We start from the raw sequence: 18,648 nt of genomic DNA on the forward strand, positions 1-18,648 counted from the left end.
ATTACTGGTTAATAAAATAAATAGGAAACTCATATTTATATTGCGATGAGTCTTTGTCTGTTTATCCCGCCATTATTTATCTTTTTTATGTGTTCCGGGTCATAATTTAATAACTCAGTCACTCGTTCCTGTTGATAATTCGCGTTGCGAAAAATATCCTTGAATTTGTCAGGGTACGCTTTGATTACCCGCTTTTTTTATTGTTTTCGATTTTTCCGTCAAAGAGGAATAACCTATGCGCACCTTAACAGGCGGGCGTAAGGGACTATGCTGGGCGCTATCCGTGCTTACCGCGCTTGCCAGCTTTATTATTACGCCTTCGATTCACGCCAGCGGTTTTATCGATGATGCTTCATTAAACGGCGCTGTATATTATTGGCAGCGACAGCGTGACCGTAAAGAGATGAATAAAGAGAGCGAACATTACGGTCAATATCAGCCCAATTTACATCACGCCACCGTTAACGGCAGCCTTGATTTTAATTCGGGTTACGCTGCCGATATTATTGGACTGGATCTCGCGCTGTTTGGCGCGATTGAAATGAGCAATAGCGGCCCGGCAACGCCGAATGAAATTGGCTTCAGCCGGGCAAAACATCGCTGGGAAGAAGAGTGGGGCGGCGATCGTAGCGGCGCCAGCCTGTATAAAGCCGCGCTGAAAATGAAGGCTGATGATTACTGGCTGCGGGCTGGCTATATTCAGCCGCAGGGACAGACGCTGTTCGCGCCGCACTGGAGTTTTCTGCCTGGCACCTATCGTGCGATAGAAGCCGGCGCAAGCAGCGATTTTACCGATGCGGGGAGGCTGGATATCTCCTGGATGTGGACCGATCGCTATAAAGCGCCCTGGTATCGTAATTTCTATACGTTTCGTAAAGCCGATGGAAAAACCGGCATCCCCTGGATGCAGGCGATCGGCGCCCGCTACGATTTTAAAAACCAACTGATCCTGGAAGCGTCATGGGGGCAGGCGGCGGATTATATGGACCAGTACTTCGCCAAAGCCTCCTGGAGCATGCCGCTGGGCGATAGCGCTCTACGCACCAGCTACCAGTTTTATGGCGCAAAAGATCACGAAAGCGGCGGTGCGGCAAACAGCAATGATGTTTATGACGGCCTGGCCTGGCTACAGGCGCTGACGTTTGGGTATGTCTGGGGCCCTTTTGATTTACGCCTGGAAGGAACCTGGGTGAAGGCGGAAGGCAATCAGGGCTTTTTTCTGCAACGGATGACGCCTTCCTGGGCCAGTTCTAACGGGCGGCTTGATATCTGGTGGGATGCGCGTTCGGACTGGAACGCCAACGGTGAAAAAGCGCTGTTTGCTGGCGTCATGTACGACCTGGCGGGTTGGAATCTGCCCGGTTGGGCGGTTGGCACATCGTATGCCTGGGGATGGGATGCGAAACCCAGCACCAGTCCGCAATGGGATCAAGGCCAACGGCTGCGTGAATCCGCCTGGAATCTTGATCTGCTCTACACCATCCAGCAGGGCAGGGCAAAGGACACCCTGTTTAAGCTGCACTTCACGCGTTACGACAATCACAGCGATATCGCCAGCTATGGCGGCGGGTTCGGCAATATTTTCCAGGATGAAAAAGATGTGAAGTTTATGATTATCGCGCCCTTCACCCTTTTTAAACAGAGCGGGCGGTAGACCCCGCCTTAACAAACGGCTGTATCGGTAATCGCCTGAGGCTGTGCGGAAGCCCACGCGACAGGGAAGCATAAGGGGAAAAAATGAAATGTCTCACGTTGTCAGCATTAATCATCGCCGCACTGGCGGGATGCAGCTCGTCCGGCATGCAGGCGCAGCGGGTTGTGGATCAGATAAGCCAGTTCGACGTGCGTTATCAGGTCACGGATAATCTGGCTAACCAGCATGGCGTCGACTGCGCTGCGCTGGGGGCGGACTGGGCCGCCTGTAATCGGGCGACGATCACGCTGACCAATAATGGCCCTGCGCTGAAAAGCCGCAGCTGGGCTATTTATATGAGCCATGTCCATGCGACGCTGAAAGTGGAAAGCGACAAGTTTAAGCTGACCCATTTGGTGGGCGATCTGGTGAAGCTGGAGCCGACGGAGAAATTCACCGGACTGGCGGCGGGCGAATCGGTGGATATTCCGCTTATCAATGAATACTGGCAGCTGTTTATTACCGACGTCATGCCGCGCTGGTACGTGACGGCGGATAATGCTGAGCCGCGCATTATCGCCAGTACCGATACCGAAGATCTGACGCAGTTCGTTGCGCCAGTCGGCCCCCACTGGAAGCGCATCGCTGACGATAAAAACCTGTTAATGCAGCCTGCCAGCCGCTTTGTTAAAAATGGCGATATTCATCGGCTCCCCGCCGCCGCGCTGCGCGGGCAAATCACGCCGACGCCGTTAAGCCTGACGGTTCATCAGGCCGATCTCGACCTCAGCGGCGGGATCGCGTTTGATCTTGCTGCGCTGCCTGCGGATCAGGCGGCGGCAGTGCGCAACCGCTTCGCCTTGATGAACGTCAACGCCAGCAAGCGGGGCGTGCCGCTGACGACGCGTATCGACGCTGCCCAGTTCGCCAATGCCGGGGCGGTAAGCGGGGCGTATCGTCTGCGCATTACGCCGCAGGAAATCGCGGTTACCGGCTATGATCGGGCAGGGCTGTTTTACGGTTTGATGTCGGTAATCTCTCTTCTGCCAGCCGGAGGCAAGCCGGTTGTCGCCACGCTTGATGCCTGGGACGCGCCACGCTTTGCTTATCGTGGCGCTTTTCTGGACGTGGCGCGCAACTTTCACAGCAAACAGGCGATCGTGCGTCTGCTGGATCAGATGGCCGCCTGGAAACTGAATAAATTCCATTTCCATCTCAGCGATGATGAGGGCTGGCGCATTGAAATCCCCGGTCTGCCTGAATTGACGGAAATCGGCGCGCGTCGCTGTCACGATCTCAGCGAGCAGCGCTGCCTGTTGCCGCAGCTGGGGTCCGGCCCTTTCAGCAATAATAACGGCAGCGGCTTCCTGAGCCGAAGCGATTATATCGATATCATTAAATACGCCCGGGCGCGACATATTGAGGTCATCCCGGAGTTCGATATGCCCGCGCACGCACGTGCGGCGGTTATCGCTATGGAAGCGCGCTATCAGAGACTGATGCGGCAAGGAAAGGAGCAACAGGCGAACGAATATCGTCTGCTTGATCCATCGGACAGCTCTAATACCACCTCCGTACAGCTATACGATCGCACCAGCTATCTCAATCCCTGTATGCCGTCCAGCCTGCGATTTGTCGATAAAGTGATCGCTGAAGTGCAGGCGATGCACCAGGCGGCGGGACAGCCGTTAACAACCTGGCACTTTGGCGGCGACGAGGCGAAAAACATTCGATTTGGCGCGGGCTACAGCGACATAAAACAGCCGAAGCCGGGCACCGGCGTTATCGATCAAAGCAAAGAGAACCGCCCGTGGGAAAAATCATCCGTCTGCCAGACGATGATCGCCGCAGGAAAAGTGAAAGATTTGGATCATCTGCCCAGCGACTTTGCGCTGGCCGTCAGCCGCCAGCTGCGGTCACACGGCATTCAACGTATGCAGGCCTGGCAGGATGGCTTGAAACATGCGGACAATGCCGCAGCGTTCGCCACGCCGCAGGTCGCGGTAAACTTCTGGGATACGCTCTACTGGGGCGGGTTCGACAGCGCTAATGACTGGGCGAACAAGGGCTATGATGTGATTATCTCCAGTCCCGACTATGTCTATATGGACTTTCCGTATGAAGTGAACCCGCAAGAGCGCGGTTATTACTGGGGCACCCGTTTTAGCGATGAACGTAAAATGTTCAGCTTTGCGCCAAATAACCTGCCGCAGAATGCGGAGACCTCTGTCGATCGCGACGGTAAACCTTTCAGCGCCCGCTCTGACAAGCCCTGGCCCGGCGCCTGGGGCCTGTCGGCTCAGCTGTGGAGCGAAACCGTACGCACCGATGAGCAGATGGAATATATGATTTTCCCACGCCTGTTCGCCGTCGCCGAACGCGCATGGCATCGTGCCGAATGGGAGCAGGAATATCAGCCGGGACGGGAATATGTCGGCGGCGTAACGCAGCGGGTCGATCGCGCCGCGCTCAACCGCGACTGGCAGCGTTTCGCCAACCTGTTAGGACAACGCGAACTGGCGAAGCTGGACAGAGCGGGCATCGCCTGGCGTCTGCCGGTGCCGGGCGCGCGCATTCATAACGGTTTTCTGGAAGCGAATATCGCATTGCCGGGCCTGGCTATCGACTACTCGCTGGACGGCGGACAAAGCTGGCTGCGCTATGATGAAGACAATAAACCCCGAATTGAAGCGGGCAGGAGGGTAGAGGTGCGCAGCGTCAGCCCGGATGGGCAGCGCGTCAGCCGCAGCGAAGCGCTTTAAGCCTGCGTTGTGGTAAACGGCTTGTGGGCCAAAGTACCATCCCAGCCATAAAAAAAACCGGCGCGTCGGCGCCGGTTTTTCATTACTGCATAGCACAATTGATTATTTATCGTGTAAAGAGTCGTCTTCGCGACAGTCGCCCAGCGCGCAATGACCATACAGATAGAGGCTGTGGTTGGTCAGTTTGATGCCGTGACGCGTGGCGATTTCACGCTGGCGGGCTTCAATGGATTCATCGCTAAACTCAATGACTTTGCCGCAGTCCAGGCAGATCAGATGATCGTGGTGATGCTGCTGAGTCAGTTCGAAAACGGACTTGCCGCCTTCAAAATTATGACGCGTGACGATACCGGCATCATCAAACTGGTTCAGCACGCGATATACCGTCGCCAGCCCAATTTCTTCACCCATATCAATCAGGCGCTTGTACAAATCTTCCGCACTGACGTGATGGCACTCAGGTTCCTGAAGCACTTCCAGGATTTTTAGTCGCGGAAGCGTAACCTTCAGGCCGGCCTTCTTTAATGCGGTGTTATTGTCAGTCATGCGGATATTGTCCTGTTACTTTGCTAGTCACAATGTGGCTGAACAGCCATGAACATCGGTCGACGCTAAGTTAATAGCGTCTCATTATAGAACTGATGCTTCGAAATGAAAACCGTAAGGGGATGCGTGAAGTCGCAAGTGGAAGTATGAAAAGATCGCTACGTCCGGCGTTGTTCATGCTCATTAATGCTGCGTTTACATTTCGCTTAATCCTGCCGCTTTACAGCACGACGGCAGAAAAGCGTGTGACCGATACGGGTATTCTACCGACTCACTGGTAAAATTTTCAAACCCGTACCTATCATTCCTATAGGAAAAACCTGTTACGCAATGTGATACAGCACACAATAAGCCGTAAAATCAGGCTTCCAGAATTTCCTGCAGATGCAGTTCTTCATAAATCTGCTTCACCCACTTCTCGACGCGTTCGTTGGTCAGCTCAGGCTGACGGTCTTCATCGATCGCCAGGCCAAGGAAGTGCTTGTCGTCGGCCAGGCCTTTAGAGGCTTCGAAGTGGTAGCCTTCGGTCGGCCAGTGGCCAACAATCACCGCGCCGTTCGGCTCGATGATGTCACGAATGGTGCCCATCGCATCGCAGAAATATTCAGCGTAATCTTCCTGGTCGCCGCAGCCAAACAGCGCCACCAGCTTACCGTTGAAGTCGATCTCTTCCAGCGTCGGGAAGAAATCATCCCAGTCACACTGCGCTTCGCCGTAATACCAGGTTGGAATGCCTAACAGCAGGATATCAAACGCTTCCAGGTCTTCTTTACTGCTCTTGGCAATATCATGCACTTCGGCAACATCGCTACCGAGTTGTTTCTGGATCATCTTCGCAATGTTTTCTGTATTGCCGGTATCGCTGCCAAAGAAAATGCCTACGATTGCCATGAGTTTAATAACCTCTTGAAACTTAAATATATGGTAACTGCCCGTGGTATGCAGATTACGGCAATAATAGCAGAGACCGAATGGAGGCGGAACTCGTAAAGCCGCTGCATTTGTTCCTGAGTGCGCTTCTTCCAGCCGTTTAAAGCGCCTTTAACTGGGCGAGGATCATCTCTTCAATCAGCTCGCTTCGGCTTACGCCGCGCTCGGCGGCCATCGCGTTAAGCGCTTCCACCGCTTCGCTGTTCATCTTCAGTTCAACGCGCCGCAATCCGCGTACTTTGTCACGTTTCAACTGGTTGCGCTTGTTGATACGAAGTTGCTCATCACGCGACAGCGGACTGGTTTTCGGGCGTCCCGGGCGACGTTCATCTGCAAACAGATCGAGCGTGGTCCGGTCCGTATGTTCTTTTGCCATAGAATCGTGATACTGAATGGGCTGCGCGTTTGCGCCGCGCATGGTGACGTTTTGGGCCGGTTTGCCGCCGTTTTAGCAGCGGCAAAATTTTAGCGCGCCATCATACCCTGCGAAAAGTTTGAGAACAATCATTGTCGGCCTGTTAACGCTTTGCTTTTACAGCGCTAAAAAACGCCGCACCGCGCGCAATACTGCATCGGGCTTTTCCGCATGCACCCAGTGCCCGGCGCCGGCGATGACATGCGCGCGCGCCTGCGGGAACTGCGCCAGCAGCGCATTGCGATGAATATCATCCAGATAGGGAGAAAGCCCCCCGCGGATAAATAGCGTCGGGCCTGACCAGGAGGGCACCGTTTCCCAGCCGGAGATAGCCGAATAGTTAGCCCACAGGGCAGGAACATTGAAGCGCCATTCGCCTTCAAAGAACGACTTCAGCAGGAACTGGATGACGCCTTCTTCTGTAATGATCTCGCGCATCACTTCGGCCGCCGCGCTACGCTGCGTCACGCCTGCCGCCGTCACCGCGTTCACTGCGGCGAAAATCGCGTCGTGACGGCGGGTCTGATAATCCACCGGGGCGATATCGATCAGCACCTGCTGTTCGATGCGTTCGGGCGCCAGCGCCGTCATGGTCATGGCGATTTTGCCGCCCATGGAATGACCGATAACCGTCACCTTATCAATGTCGTGTCGATCGAGCGTTTCCAGCATATCCTGCGCCATCGCGCGGTAAGACATCTCTTCGCTGCGCGGCGACAGGCCGTGATTGCGCACATCAACCTGAATCAACGGCCGATCCGCCTTTAAGCCGCGCGCCAGCACGCCCAGATTATCCAGGCTGCCGAACAGGCCGTGAATCAACAGTACAGGGGTGGCGTCCGCGACGGACTGCTCAGTTTGCAGTCGAGTATTCAAATTCATGGCAAAGTTCTTACAGTTGAAAGGAAAGCTTAGGTTATCATGGTTTTCACTATCCCTGCCGATCGGTCAATGGTTGTTTGCCGGGGGGCTTTGCGGCATATTCTGACTTTTGCCTGCAAGCGCCAACGTCGCTACCGACCCGCAGGATTTAACTTTATAATCCTTATGTTAGAACGCCGACGCAGACTGTTTCGCTTTTTTTAGCGTCCGCTCGCCGCGCCGGGTTCTGTCACAAGCAATTACCGTACGGATGAAGATGAAAACGATTGAAGTCGACGAAGAGCTATACCGCTACATTGCCAGCCACACGCAGCATATCGGTGAAAGCGCCTCGGATATTTTACGGCGTATGTTGAAATTTACCGCCGGTCAGAGCGCTCCGGCAGCGGCAGCTGTCCCGTCTGCCGCCCCGGCTCCGGCAATGGCTGTCAGCGTCAGTCAGGAAAATGAAGCGAGCAAACCGGCTCCCCGTTCACAGGATCGGGTGCGCGCCGTGCGTGAGCTGCTACTCTCTGATGAGTACGCCGAGCAGAAAAAGGCGGTGAACCGTTTTATGCTGATTCTGTCGACACTCTATAATCTTGATCCCAACGCATTTGCGGAGGCCACTGCTTCGTTGCAGGGACGCACCCGCGTTTACTTTGCCGGCGACGAACACACACTGTTGCAGCATGGCACCCATACCAAGCCGAAGCATGTGCCCGGCACGCCGTACTGGGTGATCACCAACACTAACACAGGTCGCAAATGCAGCATGGTGGAACACATTATGCTGGCAATGCAGTTCCCGCAGGAACTGACTGATAAGGTTTGCGGCACCATTTAACTGAAGCGTCAGGGAGAAGCGCCAATGGCCAATCACCCCCGTGCCGGGCAGCCAGCCCAGCAGAGCGATTTGATTAACGTTGCACAATTAACATCTCAGTATTACGTTCTGCAGCCAGAAAAAGGAAATGCGGAACACGCGGTGAAGTTTGGCACCTCAGGCCATCGCGGGAGCGCCGCGCGTCGCAGTTTCAATGAAACGCATATTCTGGCCATTGCGCAGGCGATAGCGGAAGAACGCAAGAAAAATGGCATTACCGGGCCTTGCTACGTCGGTAAAGACACGCATGCGTTGTCAGAGCCCGCCATTATTTCCGTGCTTGAAGTGTTGGCGGCCAACGGCGTTGATGTGATTGTGCAACAGGATAACGGCTATACGCCGACGCCGGCGATCTCCAACGCGATTCTTGAGCACAATAAAGCGGGCGGCGCGCAGGCTGACGGCATTGTGATTACGCCGTCCCACAACCCGCCGGAAGATGGCGGCATCAAATATAATCCGCCTAACGGCGGCCCGGCCGACACCAATGTCACCAAAGTGGTGGAAGATCGCGCCAACCAGCTGATTCAGGGCGACCTGAAAGAGGTGAAGCGTCTGCCGCTCGATCAGGCGTGGGCCAGCGGTCATATCCAGGAAAAAGATCTGATCCAGCCGTACGTTGAAGGACTGGCGCAGGTAGTGGATATGGACGCGATTAAAAAAGCAGGCCTGAAAATCGGCGTCGATCCGCTTGGCGGCTCCGGCATGGCGTACTGGAAGCGCATCGCTGAACACTACCAGCTCGATCTGACCATCGTTAACGATGCGATCGATCAGACTTTCCGCTTTATGCATTTAGATAAAGATGGCGCGGTGCGCATGGACTGCTCGTCCGAATGCGCGATGGCGGGCCTGCTGGCGCTGCGCGACAAGTTCGATCTCGCGTTCGGCAACGATCCTGACTACGACCGTCACGGTATCGTCACGCCGGCTGGCCTGATGAATCCGAACCACTATCTGGCGGTGGCGATCAACTATCTGTTCCAGCACCGCCCGCAGTGGGGCAAAGAGGTCGCCGTGGGCAAAACGCTGGTTTCCAGCGCCATGATCGACCGCGTGGTCAACGATATCGGTCGCAAGCTGGTGGAAGTGCCGGTAGGCTTTAAATGGTTTGTTGACGGCCTGTTCGATGGCAGCTTCGGCTTTGGCGGCGAAGAGAGCGCCGGCGCCTCTTTCCTGCGCTTCGACGGTACGCCGTGGTCTACGGATAAAGACGGCATTATTCTCTGCCTGCTGGCGGCGGAAATCACCGCGGTCACCGGCAAGAATCCGCAGCAGCACTACGACGAGCTGGCGCAACGCTTCGGCGCGCCGAGCTACAACCGTTTGCAGGCTTCCGCGACGTCAGCGCAGAAAGCGGCGCTGTCTAAGCTGTCGCCGGAAATGGTCAGCGCCGACACCCTGGCGGGCGATCCCATTACCGCACGTCTGACCAGCGCGCCGGGCAACGGCGCCGCGATCGGCGGTTTGAAAGTGATGACCGAAAACGGCTGGTTCGCCGCGCGTCCGTCCGGTACGGAAGACGCCTACAAAATCTACTGTGAAAGTTTCCTCGGCGCGGAACATCGCGAAAAAATCGAGAAAGAGGCGGTAGAGATCGTCAGCGCGGTGTTGAAAAACGCCTGAGTCTGAAGGTGAAAAAAGGCGCTGATCTTCAGCGCCTTTTTTATTGGCCGCGCGGCGGGTCAGGGCATAAAACGATAGCCGATGCCGGTCTCCGTCAGCAGATGCGCAGGACGCGTAGGGTCCTGCTCCAGCTTCTGTCGCAGGTGTCCCATATAAATGCGCAGGTAGTGGCTATGCTCAACGGCGTTCGGGCCCCAGACATGGTTCAGCAGTTGCCGCTGGGTCAGTACTTTGCCGGGATTATTCAACAACAGCGCCAGCAGGCGAAATTCGGTTGGCGTCAAATGCACGGTTTCGCCGTCGCGCGTAATATGATGCGCCGCCAGGTCGACCTGCACCAGACCAAACTGCACGACGCTGTTCGGCGTTTGCTGACCGGCATAACGACGCAGCGCGACGCGCACCCGCGCCAGCAGCTCCCCCACGCCAAACGGCTTCGTCAGAAAATCATCCGCGCCGGCGTCCAGCGCCACGATTTTATCCTGCTCATCGCTGCGCGCGGAAAGCACAATGACCGGAATGCTGCTCCACTGCCGCAGGTCGCGGATAAAATCGATGCCGTCGCCGTCGGGCAGTCCAAGATCGAGGATCACTAAATCGGGTTTGCGCGTCGCGGCTTCGATCAGACCGCGTTGCAGCGTATCGCTGTCGTAAACGCGCAGCGCCTCGCTTTCCAGCGCTACGCGCAGAAAACGGCGGATCTCTTTTTCATCTTCAACAATCAGTACGCTGGTCACATCCACGACTCTCCATCGCCACGCCAAAATGACGAAAGCAGCACTTTAACAAAACCCGTTGCGTTTTGCGTCTGCTTCCATCTGCGGCCTGAATAAACATACATGCTGTTTATATTTAACATTTTTGTAACTCAGTTACGTTGTTTATACGCTGCTGCGCTTTTTTTCCGCAATTTAGTGGTCGGATGAGTAGTAAAATTACACAATCAGGCTTATCATCCTTCTTAAGAACGTTGCTGTTCATTCATCTCAGGAGGCCCAGGTTATGTATGCTGTTTATCCCCTGCCTAAAATTATCCTGCGCCGCGCGGCGGTGTTGTTGATAGGCGTGCTGGCGCTGCCGGTTATGCTGTTTCGCCGCGACAGGGCGCGTTTTTACAGCTATCTGCATCGCATCTGGAGTAAAACCAGCAGCAAGCCGGTCTGGCTGGCGCAGGCGGAAGCGGCAGGCGGCGATTTTTACTGACCGCCATGCATGTCGCAGGCCGTTTCGCCAGAAATGGTTATCTTATCATCCTGCCTTTCGGTGGGATTTTTTTTGTCTTAACGCCCGGCCTGGCTGGATTTTAAGTGCGCCGCATCCCGGCTTCAGCTACACTTAAACTTATACAAGCTTTAAGAGGTTGTACAAGTATGAGCGAGAAAATACCGGTAGGAATCAGCGCCTGTTTGCTGGGAGAGAGCGTCCGTTTCGACGGTGGCCATAAACGCCTGACCTTCGCTACAGACGAACTCGCCCCCTATGTCCGCTATGAGCCGATCTGCCCGGAAATGGCGATCGGTTTGCCGACGCCGCGTCCGGCGCTGCGCCTGGTGAAAAAAGAGGATGAGGTCGCGCTCTGTTTCAGTAAAACCGGCGGCGAAGAGATCACCTCGCAGATGCAGGATTTCGCTACGCGTAAAGTTGCCGGTCTGCATCATCTCTGCGGCTATATTCTCTGCGCGAAATCCCCCAGCTGCGGTATGGAGCGGGTGCGCATTTACGAGCCTGACAGCAACAACAACCGCAAAGAGGGAATTGGCATCTTCACCCAGGCGCTGCAACGTGAAATGCCCTGGCTGCCGATGGAGGAGGATGGTCGTCTGCATGACGACGAGCTGCGGGAAAATTTCGTCAGCCGTGTCTATGCGCTGCATGAGTTTAACCAGCTCTGGAAAGAGGGGCTGACGGCGCATGGCCTGATGGCGTTTCATACCCGCTATAAATTGCTGTTGCTCGCGCACTCGCAGCAGGAATATCGCCAGCTGGGCCCTTTTGTCGCTTCTATGCACACCTTCGATTCGCTGGACGCGTACGCGACGGAATACCGTAACCGCTTGATGCATTTGATGTCGCATCGCGCCTCACGGCGTAATCACACCAACGTTTTGATGCACGTTCAGGGTTATTTCCGCCGTCAGCTTACCTCCGCGCAGCGTCAGGAGCTGGCGTCGTTGATCGATCGCTACCGTCAGGGCCTCCAGCCTTTACTGGCACCAATTACGCTGATCAAACATTACATGAAAGAGTATCCGCACGAATGGCTGTCGCAGCAGCGCTACTTTGAGCCCTGGCCTGAAGCGTTGCGCTTACGTTACGGTCGTTGAGAGAACAGGAGACAGAATGGCCACTCATCTGGTCTGGCTGCGCAACGATCTACGCCTCAATGACAACAGCGCGCTCTGGGCTGCCTGCCGCCGCCGTGAGGATCGCGTTATCGCGCTATTTATCGCCACGCCTGAGCAGTGGCGGCGGCATAATATGTCGCCGCGTCAGGCCGACTATATCTGGCGCAGCCTGCAATTGTTGCAGCAGGGATTAGCGGAGAAGGGCATCGCGCTGCACTACCATCAGTGCGACGATTTCAACGCCGCCGTCAGCTATTTGCAGCAGTTTTGCCGTGAACGGCAGGTGAAGGCGCTGTTTTACAACTATCAGTATGAGTTCAACGAGCGGGAAAGGGACGCGGCGGTAGAGCGTCTGTTGCCGCAGCAGGGCGTGACGGTACAGGGATTCGACGACGGCGTTCTGCTGCCGCCGGGCAGCGTGCGCACCGGCAATCAAAAAATGTATAAGGTGTTTACGCCGTTCAGCAGGGCCTGCCTTAAGCGCCTGCGCGACGATTTGCCGCCCTGCCTGCCAGCGCCGGAAGCGCGCGCCGACGCGACCGCTGACGAACCGTCGACGCTGACGCCTTTCGATTACCTGCGACATTCCATTGACGAGCAACTTTTCCCGCCCGGCGAAGCCGCCGCATTGCGCCGCCTGCGCGAGTTTTGTCGCCAGCAGGTAGTGGATTATCCTGCGCGGCGCGATTATCCGGCGTATGAGTCCACCAGCAGGCTTTCTGTTTGCCTGGCCGTCGGCACGCTGTCGCCGCGCCAGTGTCTACATCGTCTGCTGCGCGAACAGCCGCACGCGCTGGAGGCGGGGCCGGGCAGCGTCTGGCTCAATGAGCTCATCTGGCGCGACTTTTACCGGCACTTACTGGTCGCTTTTCCGGCGCTGTGTAAAAACCAGCCGTTTATGGCATGGACCAAACAGCTCGCCTGGCAGCAACGGCCTGAGCAGTTTAACGCCTGGTGCGAAGGAAAAACCGGCTTCCCGATTGTGGACGCCGCGATGCGCCAGATGAACGCTACCGGCTGGATGCATAATCGCCTGCGCATGATTACCGCCAGCTTTCTGGTTAAGGATCTGCAGATCGACTGGCGGCGGGGCGAACGCTATTTTATGTCGGTGTTGATTGACGGCGACTTAGCCGCTAATAACGGCGGCTGGCAATGGGCGGCTTCCACCGGCACTGACGCAGTGCCTTATTTTCGCATTTTCAACCCAACCACGCAGGGCGAACGCTTCGACAAGCAGGGCGAGTTTATCCGGCGCTGGCTACCGGAGCTGGCGGCGGTGCCGGACAGCGCCATCCACGACCCGCACGGCTGGGCAAAGAAAAATCATCAACGGCTCGATTATCCGCAGCCGATCGTGGAACATAAGGCAGCGAGACAACAAACCTTAGCGATTTTTGAAGCGGCGCGGAAGGCGTCGCCTGTGATATCCCCGGAGCAGGTGAATGAACAATTTTGAACTGGAGCAGATCGTCAACCAGCAGCTTAACAGCGCCGCGTTTAGCGACTATGCGCCGAACGGTTTGCAGGTTGAAGGACGCGAGCACGTCAAAAAGATTGTGACCGGCGTAACCGCCTGTCAGGCGCTGCTGGATGAGGCGGTGCGGCTGCAGGCGGATGCGGTGATGGTGCATCACGGCTACTTCTGGAAAAACGAGGCGCCGGCGATTAAAGGCATGAAGCGTCGCCGACTGCGCACGCTGCTGGCGAACGACATTAATCTCTACGGCTGGCATCTGCCGCTCGATGCGCATCCTGAGCTGGGTAACAACGCGCAGCTGGCGCAGGCGCTTGGCATCCATGTTCAGGGCGACATTCAGCCGCTGGTGCCGTGGGGCGAACTGCAAGAGCCGCTGAGCGGCGAGGCGCTGGCGGCGCGCATCGGCGAGGCGTTGGGACGTCAGCCGCTGCACTGCGGCGATAACGCGCCGGCACAGATCCGTCGTATCGCCTGGTGCAGTGGCGGCGGACAGGGCTTTATCGACAGCGCGGCGGCGTTCGGCGTCGACGCTTTTATCACCGGCGAAGTGTCGGAACAGACGATTCACAGCGCCAGAGAAAACGGCCTGCACTTTTTCGCCGCCGGGCATCACGCCACCGAACGCGGCGGCATCCGCGCCTTAGGCGAGTGGCTGGCTGCACAGCATCAGCTGGATGTCACCTTTATCGATATCGATAATCCCGCCTGAAAATCGGCTTTTCTGCTTTACGGCGGGAGGCTTCCCGCCGTCATATCCGCATCACATCTCCATGCAAACCGGTTGACACTCAGCCAGCATCCCCGCATAACTGTTTGTTCAAAATGAATAAGTCATAATATTCCGTTATGTCAGGAGGTGAGTTTTGCAAAGGGCACGTTGTTACCTGTTGGGGGAACGCGCGGTCGTGCTTGAGCTGGAACCGCCCGTCTCGCTGCTGAGCCAGCAGCGAATTTGGGGATTAACGCAGCGGCTGCGTGACTATCCGCAGGTGCTGGAAGCGATCCCCGGAATGAATAATCTGACGGTGGTGCTGCGCGATCCGCAGCATCAGGCGCTGGATGCCATCGAACGTTTGCAAACCTGGTGGGAAGAGAGCGAAGCCGCGGTGCCTGAGTCGCGCGAGGTCGCGATTCCGGTCGTTTACGGCGGCGAGGCCGGGCCCGATCTGGACGTCGTGGCGCGCCACTGTCAAATGACGCCGCAGCAGGTGGTCGAGGCGCACGCCGCCGTCCTGTATGACGTCTATTTTATCGGCTTTCAGCCCGGATTCCCTTATCTGGGCGGGCTGGACAGCCGTCTGCATACTCCGCGTCGCGATGAGCCGCGCGTACAGGTGCCAGCTGGATCGGTGGGCATCGGCGGCAGCCAGACCGGCATTTATCCTCTCGCTTCGCCCGGCGGCTGGCAGCTGCTTGGCCGCACCACGCTACCGTTATTCGATCCGCAACAGCAGCCGCCGACGCTGCTGCGCCCAGGCGATCGCGTCCGCTTTGTGCCGCAGAAGGAGGGCATATGCTGAACATCATTCGCGCGGGTATGAGCGCGACATTACAGGACGGCGGACGCAGCGGCTGGCGACAGTTCGGCATCAGCAGCGGCGGCGTGCTGGACGATCCGGCGATGCGCACGGCGAATCTGCTGGTGGGCAATCCGCAGCAGCAGGCGGTGCTGGAGATTACGCTTGGGCAGTTTTGCGCCGAGTTTGGACGCGACGGCTGGTTTGCGCTGACCGGCGCGGGCTGCAACGCCGATCTGGACGGCCAGCCTGTCTGGACCGGCTGGCGAATGCCGGTTAAAAAGGGGCAGCGGCTGACGCTCTCGATGCCGGTGCGCGGCATGCGCAGCTATCTGGCGATCAACGGCGGCTTTGCGGTGGAACCCTTGCTTGGCTCCTGTAGCACCGATCTTAACGCCGCTTTCGGCGGCTGGCAGGGGCGGCGGCTACAGGATGGCGACGTGCTGCCGCTGGCGGCGCCGACGCGTGACTTCAGCAAAAAAGCGGGCGTGCGCCAGCTGCTGTGGGGCAACCGCCTGCGCGCGCTGCCAGGCCCGGAATATCATGAGTTCAGTCGCGAATCGCAGGAAGCGTTCTGGCGCGTTTCCTGGCGGCTCGATCCGCAGAGCAACCGCATGGGTTACCGCCTGCAGGGGCGGCCTCTGGCGCGCGACAGCCGACGCGAGCTGCTCTCGCACGGCCTGCTGCCCGGCGTGATTCAGGTGCCTCATAACGGCCAGCCGATCGTGCTGATGGCCGATGCGCAGACCACCGGCGGCTATCCGCGCATCGCCTGCGTGATCGAAGCCGATCTTTATCACCTGGCGCAGATCCGCCTTGGTGAACCGATCCATTTTATCCACTGTACGCTGGAAGAGGCGTTGCAGGCGAAACAGCAACAGCAGCAGGTTCTTGAACGCATGTCATGGGGGCTGGCAGATGAAAATTGATTTAAACGCCGATTTAGGCGAAGGCTGCGGCAGCGATCGCGAACTGTTGCAGCTGGTCAGTTCAGCAAACATCGCCTGCGGTTTTCACGCGGGCGACGCGCAAACCATGCTGCAATCGGTGCGCTGGGCGCGAGAGTTTGGCGTGGCGATTGGCGCGCACCCCTCTTTCCCCGACCGTGGGAATTTCGGCCGTAGCGCCATGCAGCTGCCGCCGGAGACAGTCTACGCACAGGTGCTCTATCAGATCGGCGCGCTAAAAGCGCTGGCAGAGAGCGAAGGTGCAAGCCTGACGCACGTTAAGCCGCACGGCATGCTCTACAACCAGGCGGCGCGCGATGCGCAGCTGGCGGATGCCATCGCGCGCGCGGTTAAGGCCGCAGGCGGCGATCTGCTGCTGGTGGGTCTGGCGGGCAGCGAGTCGGTACGGGCCGCGCAGCATTACGGCCTGCGCACCCGTGAAGAGGTCTTCGCCGATCGCGGCTATCAGGCGGATGGTTCGCTGGTGCCGCGCGGCCAGCGTGGGGCGATGATTGAAGAAGAAGAACAGGCGATTTCTCGTACGCTTTCGATGGTTCAGCATGGCAAAGTCGAAAGCGTGACGGGGGAGTGGGTTGCGCTACGGGCGCAGACCGTTTGCCTGCACGGCGATGGCCCGCATGCGTTGGCCTTCGCTCGTCGTCTGCGCGACGCTTTTGCCGCGCAGCATATTTTGGTCAGCAGCGACTGCTGACAGCTTGCCCCGGCCGTGCCGGGGATTTCATCAGGAGAAAAACATGCAACCTCTGGTTAATTTATGGCCGCTGCTTGGCATCGCAGCCATCGTGGTCGGTTTTTTACTGCGATTCAACCCGGTGCTGGTGGTGATCATTGCCGGCATCATTACCGGCGTGGCGGCGCATATGCCGCTGGCCGATATTCTCGAAAAGCTGGGATCGGGCTTTCTCAGCACGCGCAACCTGCCGTTTATTTTGCTGTTGCCGCTGGCGGTTATCGGTCTGTTGGAGCGGCATGGGCTGAAAGAGCGGGCGCAGGCGTGGATAGCGACCATTAAAACCGCCACCGCCGGGCGTCTGTTGACGATTTATCTGCTGGTGCGCGAAGCGACGGCGGCGTTGGGGCTGACCAGCCTGGGCGGACATCCGCAGATGGTGCGTCCGCTGCTGGCGCCGATGGCGGAAGGGGCGACGGAAAACCGCTACGGCGAACTGCCGGAAGCGGTGCGTTACCGGCTGCGCGCCATGTCCGCCGCGACCGATAATGTCGGATTGTTCTTCGGCGAAGATATTTTCGTCGCCTTCGGCGCCATTATCTTTATGCACAATTTTATGCTGGAGTCGGGTGGCATTCAGACCGAGCCGCTGCATATCGCGCTGTGGGGCATTCCTACGGCGGTATGCGCCTTCATTATTCACGCTCTGCGCCTGCGTCGACTCGACAAGAAGCTGACGGCTGAGCTTAGCGCGCTGAACCATGCGGCGCTGCAACAGAAAGGAGGCCGCTAATGTTTCAGCAACAGTATCTGTTTTACCTGGCCGGCCTGATCCTGCTGGTGGTAGCGCTGATGTCGTGGCGCGACAAAGCGAATCCGCGACGTTTCACCACCGGACTGTTTTGGGGACTTTACGGGCTGATGTTTTTTATCGGCGACTGGGCGTATCGGCTGGCGGAGCAGTTTATGGGCGACGGCGAAGCGGGCGCGCGCGGCCTGCATATCGTGGTCGGCGCGCTGGTGGTGCTGATGGCGCTGATCGCCGGTTTTGGCGGCGTGCGTCTTGGCCGCTATCATCAGCGCAGTGAAACGGAGCGGCAGCAGGCTGCCAGCCGTCTCGGCAACCGCCTGTTTTTGCCCGCGCTGGCGATCCCGCTGGTGACGGTGGCTGGCGTACTGGCGTTTAATCATATTCCCGGACTGCAAGAAGGGCTGTTTGGCGCAGGCAATCACGCCACGCTGGTGACGCTGTTTTCCATGACCGTCGGCTGCTTCGTCGGCTGGCTGGTGGCGCTGAAAATGAGCCGCGAGAAACCGGCGCAGTCGCTACAGGAGGCGCGCCGCCTGTTGGACGCCATCGGCTGGGCTTTTATTCTGCCGCAGATCCTCGCCACCCTGGGCCTGCTGTTTACCACGGCGGGAGTAGGATCGGCCATTGCCCACCTCACTGAACACTACCTGGCAGTCGATAACCGCTTTATCGCCGTGGCGGTGTTTGTGCTGGGCATGGCGCTGTTGACGATGATTATGGGCAACGCCTTCGCCGCTTTTCCCATCATTACCGCTGGTATCGGCATTCCTATTCTGGTTTTACAACACGGCGGCAATCCAGCCGTGATGGCGGCGATCGGGATGTTTTCCGGCTACTGCGGCACGCTGATGACGCCGATGGCGGCCAACTTTAATATTGTGCCAGCCGCGCTGCTGGAGTTGCCGGATCGCAACGCGGTGATCAAGGCGCAGATACCAACCGGCGTGCTATTGTTAATTGTTAACGTATTCCTGCTCTATTTCCTGATGTTCCTGTGAGGCGATAATGAGAACTGTACTGATTACAGCGTTCGCGCCTTTTGGCGGCGAGCAGATTAACCCCTCATGGGAAGCGGTGCGCCAGCTCCATGAGCGGATGGTATGCGGTTGTAAAGTCGTCGCTAAAGAGCTGCCCTGCGCTTTCGGCGATGCGCTGACTGCGCTGTACGCCGAAATGGAGGCGCTGCAACCGGAGCTGG

General features: G+C 57.5%; 19 protein-coding genes. 14 read left to right on the plus strand and 5 right to left on the minus strand.

Going from position 1 to position 18,648, the window contains the following annotated elements:
• The first annotated feature begins 235 nt into the window (after positions 1-235).
• Together chiP and MYY08_RS12060 are read left to right on the plus strand one after the other, a co-directional pair.
• Positions 236-1,654, plus strand: coding sequence for a chitoporin ChiP (gene chiP / locus MYY08_RS12055; RefSeq protein ID WP_288014362.1), 1,419 nt, complete (start codon positions 236-238; stop codon positions 1,652-1,654).
• Between the two features lie 83 nt (positions 1,655-1,737).
• A complete protein-coding gene (locus MYY08_RS12060) occupies positions 1,738-4,395 on the plus strand; it encodes a beta-N-acetylhexosaminidase (RefSeq protein WP_288014364.1) in 2,658 nt (885 codons plus the stop codon).
• Between the two features lie 102 nt (positions 4,396-4,497).
• Here MYY08_RS12060 and fur read toward each other — a convergent pair whose 3' ends face one another.
• From fur to ybfF, 4 genes are all read right to left on the minus strand, one after another.
• Complete coding sequence (gene fur / locus MYY08_RS12065) at positions 4,498-4,941, minus strand: ferric iron uptake transcriptional regulator (protein ID WP_038627408.1); 444 nt, start codon at positions 4,939-4,941, stop codon at positions 4,498-4,500.
• A 360-nt stretch (positions 4,942-5,301) separates the two neighbouring features.
• A complete protein-coding gene (gene fldA / locus MYY08_RS12070) occupies positions 5,302-5,832 on the minus strand; it encodes a flavodoxin FldA (protein WP_038627406.1) in 531 nt (176 codons plus the stop codon).
• Positions 5,833-5,971: 139 nt separating this feature from the next.
• Positions 5,972-6,247, minus strand: coding sequence for a LexA regulated protein (gene ybfE / locus MYY08_RS12075; RefSeq protein ID WP_038630088.1), 276 nt, complete (start codon positions 6,245-6,247; stop codon positions 5,972-5,974).
• A gap of 156 nt (positions 6,248-6,403) precedes the next feature.
• The gene (ybfF, locus tag MYY08_RS12080) at positions 6,404-7,168 is read right to left on the minus strand and encodes an esterase (protein ID WP_190296651.1); all 765 of its coding nucleotides are present in this window, start codon (positions 7,166-7,168) and stop codon (positions 6,404-6,406) included.
• 256 nt (positions 7,169-7,424) lie between these two features.
• On the opposite strand from ybfF, the gene seqA reads away from it, so the two are divergent.
• Positions 7,425-7,994 carry a replication initiation negative regulator SeqA gene (seqA, locus tag MYY08_RS12085; protein ID WP_038630087.1) on the plus strand — a complete coding sequence of 190 codons (570 nt, stop codon included), beginning with the start codon at positions 7,425-7,427 and terminating at the stop codon, positions 7,992-7,994.
• Positions 7,995-8,018: 24 nt separating this feature from the next.
• Positions 8,019-9,659, plus strand: coding sequence for a phosphoglucomutase (alpha-D-glucose-1,6-bisphosphate-dependent) (gene pgm, locus MYY08_RS12090; RefSeq protein ID WP_038627402.1), 1,641 nt, complete (start codon positions 8,019-8,021; stop codon positions 9,657-9,659).
• A gap of 59 nt (positions 9,660-9,718) precedes the next feature.
• Here pgm and kdpE read toward each other — a convergent pair whose 3' ends face one another.
• Entirely contained in the window at positions 9,719-10,396 is a 678-nt protein-coding gene (gene kdpE, locus MYY08_RS12095) for a two-component system response regulator KdpE (protein WP_038630086.1), read from the minus strand.
• Positions 10,397-10,661: 265 nt separating this feature from the next.
• Here kdpE and MYY08_RS12100 point away from each other — a divergent pair, with 265 nt between their 5' ends.
• The 10 genes from MYY08_RS12100 to MYY08_RS12145 all read left to right on the plus strand — a co-directional run.
• A complete protein-coding gene (locus MYY08_RS12100; protein ID WP_038627400.1) occupies positions 10,662-10,862 on the plus strand; it encodes a YbfA family protein in 201 nt (66 codons plus the stop codon).
• Positions 10,863-11,029: 167 nt separating this feature from the next.
• Positions 11,030-11,983: a YbgA family protein gene (locus MYY08_RS12105; protein ID WP_038627398.1), complete on the plus strand. Its 954-nt coding sequence runs from the start codon at positions 11,030-11,032 to the stop codon at positions 11,981-11,983.
• Between the two features lie 16 nt (positions 11,984-11,999).
• Positions 12,000-13,463: a deoxyribodipyrimidine photo-lyase gene (gene phrB / locus MYY08_RS12110; protein WP_052133927.1), complete on the plus strand. Its 1,464-nt coding sequence runs from the start codon at positions 12,000-12,002 to the stop codon at positions 13,461-13,463.
• The gene (locus MYY08_RS12115; protein WP_190296652.1) at positions 13,450-14,193 is read left to right on the plus strand and encodes a type 2 GTP cyclohydrolase I; all 744 of its coding nucleotides are present in this window, start codon (positions 13,450-13,452) and stop codon (positions 14,191-14,193) included. The genes phrB and MYY08_RS12115 overlap by 14 nt, the downstream gene beginning before the upstream one ends.
• Before the next feature lie 154 nt (positions 14,194-14,347).
• Complete coding sequence (gene pxpB / locus MYY08_RS12120) at positions 14,348-15,004, plus strand: 5-oxoprolinase subunit PxpB (RefSeq protein ID WP_038627394.1); 657 nt, start codon at positions 14,348-14,350, stop codon at positions 15,002-15,004.
• A complete protein-coding gene (pxpC, locus tag MYY08_RS12125; RefSeq protein ID WP_288014371.1) occupies positions 14,998-15,930 on the plus strand; it encodes a 5-oxoprolinase subunit PxpC in 933 nt (310 codons plus the stop codon). Before pxpB ends, pxpC begins: the two co-directional genes overlap by 7 nt.
• Entirely contained in the window at positions 15,920-16,660 is a 741-nt protein-coding gene (gene pxpA / locus MYY08_RS12130; protein ID WP_288014373.1) for a 5-oxoprolinase subunit PxpA, read from the plus strand. Before pxpC ends, pxpA begins: the two co-directional genes overlap by 11 nt.
• 43 nt (positions 16,661-16,703) lie before the next feature.
• Positions 16,704-17,432, plus strand: a complete 729-nt coding sequence (locus MYY08_RS12135; RefSeq protein WP_038627388.1) for a DUF969 domain-containing protein — start codon at positions 16,704-16,706, stop codon at positions 17,430-17,432.
• On the plus strand, positions 17,432-18,448 hold the full coding sequence (locus tag MYY08_RS12140; protein ID WP_038627387.1) for a DUF979 domain-containing protein: 1,017 nt from the start codon (positions 17,432-17,434) through the stop codon (positions 18,446-18,448). The genes MYY08_RS12135 and MYY08_RS12140 overlap by 1 nt, the downstream gene beginning before the upstream one ends.
• Before the next feature lie 7 nt (positions 18,449-18,455).
• A partial coding sequence (locus tag MYY08_RS12145) for a pyroglutamyl-peptidase I family protein (RefSeq protein WP_502888463.1) occupies positions 18,456-18,648 on the plus strand: 193 nt, incomplete at its 3' end.

The organism is Mixta sp., assembly GCF_024610815.1.
Classification (GTDB): Bacteria; Pseudomonadota; Gammaproteobacteria; order Enterobacterales; family Enterobacteriaceae; genus Mixta; species Mixta calida.

Bases quoted from the DNA above. Each gene is read 5' to 3' on its own strand.
- chiP (WP_288014362.1), top strand. From the start codon at position 236: ATGCGCACCTTAACAGGCGGGCGTAAGGGACTATGCTGGGCGCTATCC.
- MYY08_RS12060 (WP_288014364.1), top strand. From the start codon at position 1,738: ATGAAATGTCTCACGTTGTCAGCATTAATCATCGCCGCACTGGCGGGA.
- fur (WP_038627408.1), bottom strand. From the start codon at position 4,941: ATGACTGACAATAACACCGCATTAAAGAAGGCCGGCCTGAAGGTTACG.
- fldA (WP_038627406.1), bottom strand. From the start codon at position 5,832: ATGGCAATCGTAGGCATTTTCTTTGGCAGCGATACCGGCAATACAGAA.
- ybfE (WP_038630088.1), bottom strand. From the start codon at position 6,247: ATGGCAAAAGAACATACGGACCGGACCACGCTCGATCTGTTTGCAGAT.
- ybfF (WP_190296651.1), bottom strand. From the start codon at position 7,168: ATGAATTTGAATACTCGACTGCAAACTGAGCAGTCCGTCGCGGACGCC.
- seqA (WP_038630087.1), top strand. From the start codon at position 7,425: ATGAAAACGATTGAAGTCGACGAAGAGCTATACCGCTACATTGCCAGC.
- pgm (WP_038627402.1), top strand. From the start codon at position 8,019: ATGGCCAATCACCCCCGTGCCGGGCAGCCAGCCCAGCAGAGCGATTTG.
- MYY08_RS12100 (WP_038627400.1), top strand. From the start codon at position 10,662: ATGTATGCTGTTTATCCCCTGCCTAAAATTATCCTGCGCCGCGCGGCG.
- MYY08_RS12105 (WP_038627398.1), top strand. From the start codon at position 11,030: ATGAGCGAGAAAATACCGGTAGGAATCAGCGCCTGTTTGCTGGGAGAG.
- phrB (WP_052133927.1), top strand. From the start codon at position 12,000: ATGGCCACTCATCTGGTCTGGCTGCGCAACGATCTACGCCTCAATGAC.
- MYY08_RS12115 (WP_190296652.1), top strand. From the start codon at position 13,450: ATGAACAATTTTGAACTGGAGCAGATCGTCAACCAGCAGCTTAACAGC.
- pxpC (WP_288014371.1), top strand. From the start codon at position 14,998: ATGCTGAACATCATTCGCGCGGGTATGAGCGCGACATTACAGGACGGC.
- pxpA (WP_288014373.1), top strand. From the start codon at position 15,920: ATGAAAATTGATTTAAACGCCGATTTAGGCGAAGGCTGCGGCAGCGAT.
- MYY08_RS12135 (WP_038627388.1), top strand. From the start codon at position 16,704: ATGCAACCTCTGGTTAATTTATGGCCGCTGCTTGGCATCGCAGCCATC.
- MYY08_RS12140 (WP_038627387.1), top strand. From the start codon at position 17,432: ATGTTTCAGCAACAGTATCTGTTTTACCTGGCCGGCCTGATCCTGCTG.